Annotated in this window: 8 protein-coding genes; 5 read left to right on the forward strand and 3 right to left on the reverse strand. The window is 49.4% G+C overall.

Annotated elements, in window-relative coordinates; translation table 11 throughout:
• Positions 1-224: GTP cyclohydrolase I FolE (locus HKN79_04920; protein ID NNC82900.1), on the forward strand; the 224-nt coding region annotated here is incomplete at its 5' end.
• Here the strand turns inward: HKN79_04920 and HKN79_04925 are convergent.
• Positions 207-1646 (reverse strand): TonB-dependent receptor, encoded by a 1440-nt coding sequence (locus HKN79_04925; GenBank protein ID NNC82901.1) that lies wholly within the window; start codon positions 1644-1646, stop codon positions 207-209. The two genes, HKN79_04920 and HKN79_04925, sit on opposite strands and share 18 nt — an antisense overlap.
• Positions 1647-1755: 109 nt before the next feature.
• Here HKN79_04925 and HKN79_04930 point away from each other — a divergent pair, with 109 nt between their 5' ends.
• From HKN79_04930 to HKN79_04940, 3 genes are all read left to right on the forward strand, one after another.
• Positions 1756-2517: an MBL fold metallo-hydrolase gene (locus HKN79_04930; GenBank protein ID NNC82902.1), complete on the forward strand. Its 762-nt coding sequence runs from the start codon at positions 1756-1758 to the stop codon at positions 2515-2517.
• A 108-nt stretch (positions 2518-2625) separates the two neighbouring features.
• Positions 2626-5604 carry a T9SS type A sorting domain-containing protein gene (locus tag HKN79_04935; protein ID NNC82903.1) on the forward strand — a complete coding sequence of 993 codons (2979 nt, stop codon included), beginning with the start codon at positions 2626-2628 and terminating at the stop codon, positions 5602-5604.
• 69 nt (positions 5605-5673) lie between these two features.
• On the forward strand, positions 5674-6390 hold the full coding sequence (locus tag HKN79_04940; GenBank protein NNC82904.1) for a sulfotransferase family protein: 717 nt from the start codon (positions 5674-5676) through the stop codon (positions 6388-6390).
• Here the strand turns inward: HKN79_04940 and HKN79_04945 are convergent.
• Positions 6387-7376 (reverse strand): hypothetical protein, encoded by a 990-nt coding sequence (locus HKN79_04945; GenBank protein NNC82905.1) that lies wholly within the window; start codon positions 7374-7376, stop codon positions 6387-6389. The genes HKN79_04940 and HKN79_04945 overlap by 4 nt on opposite strands.
• Before the next feature lie 171 nt (positions 7377-7547).
• Between HKN79_04945 and HKN79_04950 the strand changes: the two genes are divergently transcribed.
• The gene (locus HKN79_04950; protein ID NNC82906.1) at positions 7548-8459 is read left to right on the forward strand and encodes an aminotransferase IV; all 912 of its coding nucleotides are present in this window, start codon (positions 7548-7550) and stop codon (positions 8457-8459) included.
• A gap of 91 nt (positions 8460-8550) precedes the next feature.
• On the opposite strand, the gene HKN79_04955 is transcribed toward HKN79_04950, so the two are convergent.
• Entirely contained in the window at positions 8551-9357 is an 807-nt protein-coding gene (locus tag HKN79_04955; protein ID NNC82907.1) for a response regulator, read from the reverse strand.
• Positions 9358-9449: the final 92 nt, after the last annotated feature.

Consider the following 9449-nt stretch of genomic DNA (forward strand, 5'->3'; position numbering starts at 1 on the left):
AGGTACAGGAGCGATTGACCAATGAGATCAGGGATTGTATCCAAGAAACGCTCAGTCCAGCGGGTGTTGCTGTGGTGATAGAGGCCCAGCACATGTGCATGCAGATGCGTGGCGTACAGAAGCAGAATAGCTTCACGACCACATCGGCATTTACCGGGCAATTCTTGGATGATAGTAAGACCCGTGAGGAATTCTTCGATCTGATATCAGCTGACCTGAGCTGATTCCTTGTCCTCTTTCTTGGGTTTATAGCCGAAGAGCTTGTTCTTCTTGATGATGATATCCACGTAGGTAGGTACCATCTCTTCCCACCCTTCTTCTCCTCTGCGTATCATCTTCAGCACCTCTTTTGAGAAGATACCGAGTACCGTCTCATCATAGGTGTCCATATCGATGATACGTTTGTTGAAGGTTAGATAATCATAGAGCGGGCGTACGCGTGGATGGATCTTGACGGTCTTGCTCGTAATAAGCTTTCCGGTCTTAGGATCCTTGTAGGGATAGAGGAAGAATTTCACGTCACGCGTAGCGATGATCCCGAATGCCTCCAACATCCCGCCATTCAGATTGCGATAGTACTTCTCGTTGAAGATGGCCATGAGGTGATCCACACCCAGTATGAATCCCATGCGTTTTTTGGTGAAACTCGATAGGTACTCGGTCAGCTTGTAGTACTTCATGTAGTTGGAGATCATCACCGTCTGGCCCAATGAGCAGAGTATATCCGCCCGGTCCAAGAAATCCTGCTCATCCACTCCACCTTCAGACAAAAGGTTGTTGAGCGTGATCTCGAAGAGCACCTGCATGTTGTCCTTGTCCACCTTGGGATCCTTGATGAAGGCATTGTAGCCATTGACGATCATATCCAGATTCACCTTGGTGACCGGTCTGAAACTCCCGCGTATGGCCAGGATATTCTTCTTGTAGAGTAGATCACTCGGGTGTATATTTATCCCATCGGGACTGAATATAACCGCAGAGGTCAGTCCATTCTTGACCAGTTTCAAACTCAGCAAACGGTTATCGATATGCTCGAAGTCTGGCCCTGTCATCTCGATGGTGTCTATCTCGATCTTATCACGTGAGATATTGTCCATCAGGGATTCCAGGAACTCCTCCACATTCTCATGGTAGAAGAAGGAAGCATAGATCAGATTGACCCCGAGTATCCCGATGGTCTCCTGTTGGAATTGGGCCTCATGCTCCAAGGGTTTGATATGAAGGATCACCCGATTGGGTTCTCTTCGCGGCTTGCTCTGGAACTGGATACCTATCCATCCATGCCCTTGGAATCGTTTCTTGAAATCAATGGTCGCTATCGTATTGGCAAAGGCAAAGAATTTGGTGTTGTCCTGCCGTTCGGCATTGAGCCGTTCTATGATGAGGGAGTATTCGTGGTCGAGCATCTTGTCTACCCGTGATCGGCACACGTATCGATTGTACTCCTCAGGGCCATAGATGGCATCACTGAACTCCTTATCATAGGCACTCATGGCCTTTGCGATTGTACCAGAGGCACCACCTACCCGGAAGAAGTGTCTCACACACTCCTGTCCTGCACCGATCTCGGCAAAGGTGCCGTAGATCTTCTTGTCCAGATTTATCCTAAGGGCTTTCTGTTTGCTTGATAGAACTACTCTCTCCAATGGGGATTCGCTTCGAATTCTCTTTCAAAAATAGGCCCTTTGTATACCCTTCCGTAATCGATACCAGTATTTTTGGACAGTGGAGCAAGGAAAAGAATCCAATGAGAAGATGAAGGTGACCTTTCTGGGGACCGGAACTTCTCAAGGTGTTCCCGTGATCACCTGTGAATGCCGTGTCTGCCGCTCCAACGACCCCAAGGACAAGCGTCTTCGCGTTTCTATCCATATCGATTATCAGGGCAGGAGCCTGGTAGTGGATACCGGTCCGGATTTCAGACAACAGATCCTAAGGGCAGGGATCACCGAGCTACATGCAGTGCTCATGACCCATGAGCACAAGGACCATACAGCCGGAATGGACGATGTACGGGCCTTCAATTTCAAGTATCGCAAGGCCATGCCCGTATTTGCCACACCACAGGTACAGCAGGCTTTGAAACGCGAGTTCCACTATGTATTCGAGGAGAACCCCTATCCCGGGGTGCCTCAGATCGAATTGGTGGATATCGGCACAGAGACCTTCGATTGCTTGGGGCTGCAAGTGACCCCGATAGAAGTCATGCACTATCGACTTCCGGTACTCGGTTTCCGCATTGCGGATTTTGCATACATCACCGATGCTAAGACCATCAGTGAGCAAGAGGCGGAGAAACTTTTTGGATTAGATGTACTGGTACTCAATGCACTCAGACGCAAGGATCATATCTCTCACTTGACCCTGGAAGAAGCCTTGGAATGGATCGATCGATTCCGTCCCAAGCGCGCCTATCTCACCCACATATCCCATCTCATGGGAAAACATGCTGACATCGAGCAGCTATTGCCGCCCCATGTTCATCTAGCCTCTGACGGACTCCGTATCGAAGTCTGAGAATAAAGGCGATTAGGAATCCTAGATAGCCTGGGAGCCAAGCCTTTGGAACGAACAGAAATGTCGATATTGAGGCACCTTGAAAATTATAGTCAACGAATACCGAACATGAGAACATTCATACTCCTCATCATTGCATCCCTTAACCTGCAATTATCCGCCAGCAACACCGTGTACGGTGGCACCGATCCTTACGAAGTGCGATTGGTAGACAAGTCCCACCATGAGATGGATGAAGGACTCCAATTCCAGATCCGCTCCGCCATGCCCTGGTCATCTTTCACCAATGCACACCCCGCATGGTTGGCCCGATTCGATGAAGACAACTTCAAACCTGTGCGAGCATTCGGTCCGGCTATACCGACTTCTGGTACGGATGCTGAGAGCCGTGCAATGAACTTCATAGAAGAACAGCTGGTGCTATTCAATATTCCCATGGAGGATCTTCAGATGTCGACCGTGACAGACAACGGAAAACATGATCAGGCATTCTTCACCCAGTATTATGAAGGTTTGGAAGTCATGTATTCTCAAGCTATGGTCAAGATGCTTCATAGCGGTCATGTGATCTCATGGAGTGCGATCGTGCATAACGACATCGATGTGGATATCACACCTTTGGTCAGTCACTTGACAGTAATAGAGGCTGCCAGTTCAGACATTCCCGATGTGACCGATGTGCATTTTACGCCAGAACTCAAGATCCTACCCATTCCCAAAGTGAAGGACTATGAGCATCATTTGGTCTATGAGGTCATGGTGGATGCCATCGCTGAGAATGGGATTCCAGCGAATTACCTGACCCACGTGGATGCTCACACGGGTGAAGTTCTTCAGAGAATCAACCAGACACACACTTTTCACGGCCCAGAGTGCTCTCTGGGAGAAGAAGAGACCAACCCTCCGGTGATCAATGCGAATGTTACGGGAGAATTCTCTTATCCCGACCCCAACTATGCTGCCGAAGCACAGACCCTTTCTTCTATGAGGGTGATCGTGGATGGCACCACCTATTTCACCGATTCAGAAGGGAATGTCACCATCGATGCCATCGGTTCGCAATCAGCTCAGTTCTTCATGTCAGGTACATGGGCATCTGTGGTCAATGAGAGCACAGGGTCTGTGACCAATGGAACTCTAGAACTCAGCGAAGGGGATAATCAAGTGGATGTCTCACCACTATTCAGTGTCGATGAGATGACTGCCTTCCACAATACCAACGTGATCCATGACTATGTGAATCATGTGCTTCCAGATTGGGACGGGATGGATTATCCCATGTCGGTCAATGTGGGTATCACGCCTCACGAGTGCAACGCCTTCTCTACGGGGAACGGGATCAATTTCTATGTGAGCGGTTTTACCTGCGTGAGTCTGGCCCGTGTAGCCGATGTGGTCTTCCACGAGTATGGACATGAGATCAACGACAATTTCTACAATGAACTAGGCGCCAATTTCAGCAATGGGGCCATGAATGAAGGCTATGCAGATGTCTGGGCCTTCTTGCCCATTCAAGACCCGGTATTGGCTGATGGACATAATCCACAGGATCCTGAAGACTATATACGTAGATACGATATCAACCCCAAGGTCTATCCACAGGATCTGGTGGGTCAAGTGCATGCCGATGGCGAGATCATTGCCGGTGCTTGGTGGGATACCTTCCTGCTTCTGGGGAATGATCAGGAGACCATCGAAGAACTGTGGAGACTCCACTATCCAGGATTGCAGGCGGCCACCTTCAATGGAAATGAAGGTTCTGCCTACCTCAATGTATTGATCGATGTGCTCGAAGCCGATGACGATGATGGAAACATCCTGAATGGTACTCCCAACGGAGCAGCCATTTCAGAGGGATTTGCTATTCATGGGATCACCTTCTTAGCCACAGCCGACCTGGGCCATGATGTAGTCGAATCATTCGATGCCTTCAGTGATATCAATATCATGGCCGACCTCGGCATCAGTGGCCAGTTCACCGACTATCTGGGTGGCGTTCTGCTTCGCTATCGTCTGAATGACTCTCCAGATTGGGTGGAAGTAGAAATGAATGAGATCGGTGGAGAGAACTATGAAGCAGTCATCCCAGGTCAAGCACCGGGTACCATCATAGCCTACTATATGGCGGTCCGTGACATCTTTGATAATCTGGCCGTGGTCAATCCCATCGGGGCCAATCTGGAAGACCCGAAATTGCCGCACTATACTTTGGTGGGATATGAGCTGTTCGAGTCCTATGATTCGGATGATGAGGATGAGATCACCGGATGGGAACTCGGTATAGATACCGATGAAGCCACCACAGGTATTTGGGAAGAAGTCGATCCTTTGGGCTCATTCCTGAATGGAGTGGCAGTAGCGGTGGATCAACAAGCCACAGAGGGAGGTGAATTCTGTTTTGTAACAGGGAATTCCTTCAATGTCAATGACGGGATAGGGGTGAATGACGTAGACGCTGGAACGACCACGCTCATGTCAGAAGCCATCGATCTCACGAGCTACATTGCTCCAGCCTTCACGTATAAGCGATGGTATACCAATGCAACGGGAGCCAATCCCAATGCGGACTGGTGGCAGGTACAGGTTTCTGATGATGGCGGAGAATCCTGGGTCTACGTAGAAGACACCAAATCTTCAGATGCCCGCTGGAGAAGAAATGCTTTCCGCATCTCTGACTATGTGGATCTGACGGACAACTTCATGATCAAATTCAATGCTTCGGATAGTCTGCGTCCCGGAACCAATCTGGATGGAGGATCGCTCATAGAGGCTGGACTGGATGATTTCATGCTCTATGATCGCTCCTTGGCCGATGGCCTCGATGAAAGTGAGATCGTAGACCAGATAGACCTATTCCCCAATCCAAGCAGCGATGTGGTCAACCTGGCCTTTGAGCTGAATACTGCGTCTGCAGTCGATCTTCAGGTATTCTCGGTCGATGGTCGCTTGATCCACAGTGAAGGTCTGGGAATGCGTCAAGGATATATCAGACACCAGATAGAAGTAGGGGAGTGGGCCAAGGGGTCCTATACCTTGGAGTTGCAGACAAGTGATGGAAGAGTCACACGATCCATCACTGTTCGTTAAGTTTCTGATATCCCATGAAATTCCAAGACCCTGACCTTTGCGTCAGGGTTTTTTCATTATTTGAGCTCCATGAAACGCATCTGCATGTGGTCGGGCCCAAGAAATCTATCTACGGCCATGATGTACTCGTTCTTCCATCGAGGTGACTGTCATGTGATCGATGAGCCCTTCTATGCGCACTACCTGGTGAAGACCGGGCTGAATCATCCCGGAAGAGAGGAAGTGATCGCACAACACGAAACGGATGTATCGCAGGTGATCGATTCCTTGGTCTCTCAAAATTATGAGCAAGAGATGCTCTTCATCAAGAATATGCCCCATCACATGGTCGATCTCGATCTGGGCTTCATGGAGCAGCTGACACATTTCTTCTTGATACGAGAACCACGGGCCATGATCGCATCCTACGCGCAGAAGATTCCCGATGTGCACATGCGGGATCTAGGCTTGGACCTGCAGTATGAGATGTTCTCTTCTCTTCGGAATGGCACTAAAATACCCCCCGTAGTCGACAGTCGAATGCTTTTGGAGAATCCAAGGTCGGTTTTGCAGAGGCTATGTAAGGCATTGGAGATCCCCTTTGTAGAGTCCATGCTTTCATGGCCTGCTGGACCGATTCCAGGTGATGGTGCTTGGGCTCAATACTGGTATGGAAGTGTGCACAGAAGCACCGGCTGGGACGCACCCAGAGCACTGAAAGAGATCCGGCTTCCTGAGCACTTGGAATCGCTGGTCACAGAGTGCGAAAAATATTATGAAGAGATGAAGACCTTCGCCATCTCTTAGCGAGGTGCTGACTGGAGTTCGCCTCCGTCAGGATATGATTCTAAGGAGAGGTGTCCGAAAGTGCTTGGAGAAGGCTCTGTCCGAAGAAGATCACCGAGTATCCTACCCGGTTCTCTCTCGGAACGTGCTGAGATGAATTTGCCCTTAGCATTTACGGTGAGTTCCATTTTCTTGGCCGAGCGATCATTCCAGATCACGGTCTCGCCTCGACCCATTTCCACATCCATGGGATGGGCATCCACTTCTTGGTGAGATGCGCGTAGAGTCAGTCTATCCGCCTTTTCCCAGCTCAGATCATGAACCGAGAACGTAGGGAATGCATGGTCTATCTCGGTCCGATAGAGCCAGCGGAAATCCCCTTGAGGAGTATAACTTGCGATGTAGAGATCGGCCCATGGAGCAAATTCTAATTCACCTTCTGGATCGAATTGGACATATTCAGAGAAGTGGCCACCCACATAGAGGTTCCCTTCTGTATCCACTATGGCAGAAGAAGCTTGAATATCATAGGCACTGTGTAAAGTCTGTATCCAGTCCCAATTCCCTCGTCCATCCGTCCTTGCGATGAAGGAATCATAGGTGTTCGCGGTGTTCATGGCCGGTATAGAGAGTTGTTCTCCATGGGAGGTGTAGAACAATGTGTCTTTGAATATCCCACAGAGATAGACGACTCCTTCTGCATCTTGAGTGGTAGAGATAATAGTGACGGTGTTGGAAGAAGCCAGTTCCAAATGATTCTGATATCCGCCTTGCTCATCCACATGGGTCAATATCGCATTCGAAGGATACGTCCAGTTCCAGTGCAAGGTCTGAGGCCCTATTTCCATAGTCATGCTTCCAGCATCTGTATGGATGACCGTGTAGCCGGGGTATATATCTCCCTCTTGAGCCGAAGCTGAAGGCATCAGACTGATCGAGGTCATCGCAAGCAGTAGCAGGCCCATCAGACCTCTTGAATCAGCTTGATGGTAAGGTCGTGGATTCATGTGGCCCTAAACTATAGCGGTTAGAAGCGGGATTTCAGGCGTAGAGCAAGAGGCTGCTAACATCTCGCCATGGATAGCCGATCAGGGTTTGACAGATTTTCAGCGGGTCATAAGCTGATCGATGGTCACTTCGGATATATTCGTTCTCACATCAAACTCGATCGTATACTCATGCCCGATCCCAATATTCCATTACCAGACGAGCGCAACAGAGACATCTACGTATGGATAGATGGTGTGCTGTACCCGCGTGATGAGGCCAAGGTGTCGGTCTTTGATTCCACCGTGCAAGGAGGAGATGCCGTGTGGGAAGGGATACGTGTCTATGATGGGCGGGTCTTCGCACTGGATGAACATATCCAGCGCATGCATCATTCGGCCAAGGCCATGGCTTTTACCGATATCCCGAGTAAGGAGTACATCGAGAATGCCGTTTTTGAATGCTTGAAGGCCAATGGGATGTATGACGAGGCCCACATACGCTTGACCTTGAGCCGCGGGATGAAGACTTCATCAGGCATGAGCCCACACTTCAATCGCTATGGGAGTACCTTGATCGTACTTGCTGAATGGAAGAAGCCCGTCTATGACAATTCGGGTATCCGCATCATCACATCGGCCATTCGCAGGAACAATCCCAGTAGCATCGATAGCAAGATCCATCACAATAATCTGATCAATAATATCCTGGCCAAGATCGAGGCGAATATGGTAGGCATGGACGCGGCTTTGATGCTGGATATGCAGGGCTTTGTCAGTGAGTGCAATGGGACCAATGTCTTTGTCGTGCGCGATGGACAACTCCTTACGCCTCACGCGGATAGCTGTCTCCCTGGCATAACCCGGAGAAAGGTCATAGAACTGGCTCTAGAGAATAACATCGGCTGCATGGAGAGGAACATCTCCATCTCTGAGGTCTATTCTGCAGAAGAGGTCTTCGTGACGGGTAGCATGGGCGAGGTGACACCCGTACTCGAGGTGGATGGTCGGGTCATCGGAGAAGAGCGGGGCAAGCTCACCGCTGAGATCATGAAGCTCTATCAAGAACTGACTGCTCAGGAGGGTAAGGCCATTCCGAGGTGAGGATTATTAAGCAAATCATCAGTGCCGGGATTCTCTGAATTCTACAAACCGGCAAGTCTAAAAGGTAGAGAAGGAGCCACTTGCTCTGAAGCTACAGGTCGAATTCAGAGATGCAATCGTATAGATGCTCTTTCCAGCGATCTCCTTTCACGATATAACCATCGCAGTTCAGTTCTTTCAGATTGATGGCGACTTCGGGGTTTTCCTGTGAACTGACCATGATGACCTTGGTCTTGAGATTGCGCGCTTTGATATCCTTCAAGACCGAAGTGCTGTTGCCATCGGGGAGATAGTAATCCAAGAAGAGGATATCCGGAGTGGATTTCTTCAGTTGATCCTGGAATTTCTGTACGGTGGTGTAGGACTCCAATCGATTGGGGTGATTCTGATGTTTTTCTAAGACCCAACGCAATTGAAAGGAGAAGAATTCATCGTCTTCTAGCACAGCAATACGCTTGGCGCCCTCTTTCACTTGCTCACGCGCGACCAGGGATCGGAATATGCCTTTGAAGGATTTCTTGCTGTTCTTGGATTCGATGACTGCATTCACCAATGTCTCGAGTTTCTCTTTGTTGAGCTCGTTCTTGGAGAGAATATGATCGGATTTGGCATGGATGGCCTCGGCCACGGTCTCCACATCCATATTGGAAGAGAAGAACACGATGCACGAATTCGGGGAGATCTCTTTAAAAGTCTCGATCACCTCCAGTCCATTCAACTTGGGGAGTTGATTATCCAAGAGCACTAGGTCGGGCTTATGCTGGGTGAGGTGGTGGACTGCGTTCTCTGCCGAATGGCTTTCAAATACAGGGTCGGCATTCAATGGGAGATCCTGCTTGATCTTCTCACATAGGATCTCATCATCATCAATGAGTAGGACGGATATTTTCTTGGTCATGATCGGAAGTTTGGTGGATGTATGTTTGGAAACTCTTGAGGTAGTCGACCAGTTGTTTGGCTGTATGGATCGCTTCATTGCGTTGATCGGCC

Source organism: Flavobacteriales bacterium (assembly GCA_013001705.1).
Classification (GTDB): Bacteria; Bacteroidota; Bacteroidia; order Flavobacteriales_D; family JABDKJ01; genus JABDLZ01.

Bases quoted from the DNA above. Each gene is read 5' to 3' on its own strand.
- HKN79_04955 (NNC82907.1), bottom strand. From the start codon at position 9,357: ATGACCAAGAAAATATCCGTCCTACTCATTGATGATGATGAGATCCTA.
- HKN79_04930 (NNC82902.1), top strand. From the start codon at position 1,756: ATGAAGGTGACCTTTCTGGGGACCGGAACTTCTCAAGGTGTTCCCGTG.
- HKN79_04940 (NNC82904.1), top strand. From the start codon at position 5,674: ATGAAACGCATCTGCATGTGGTCGGGCCCAAGAAATCTATCTACGGCC.
- HKN79_04950 (NNC82906.1), top strand. From the start codon at position 7,548: ATGCCCGATCCCAATATTCCATTACCAGACGAGCGCAACAGAGACATC.
- HKN79_04935 (NNC82903.1), top strand. From the start codon at position 2,626: ATGAGAACATTCATACTCCTCATCATTGCATCCCTTAACCTGCAATTA.
- HKN79_04945 (NNC82905.1), bottom strand. From the start codon at position 7,376: ATGAATCCACGACCTTACCATCAAGCTGATTCAAGAGGTCTGATGGGC.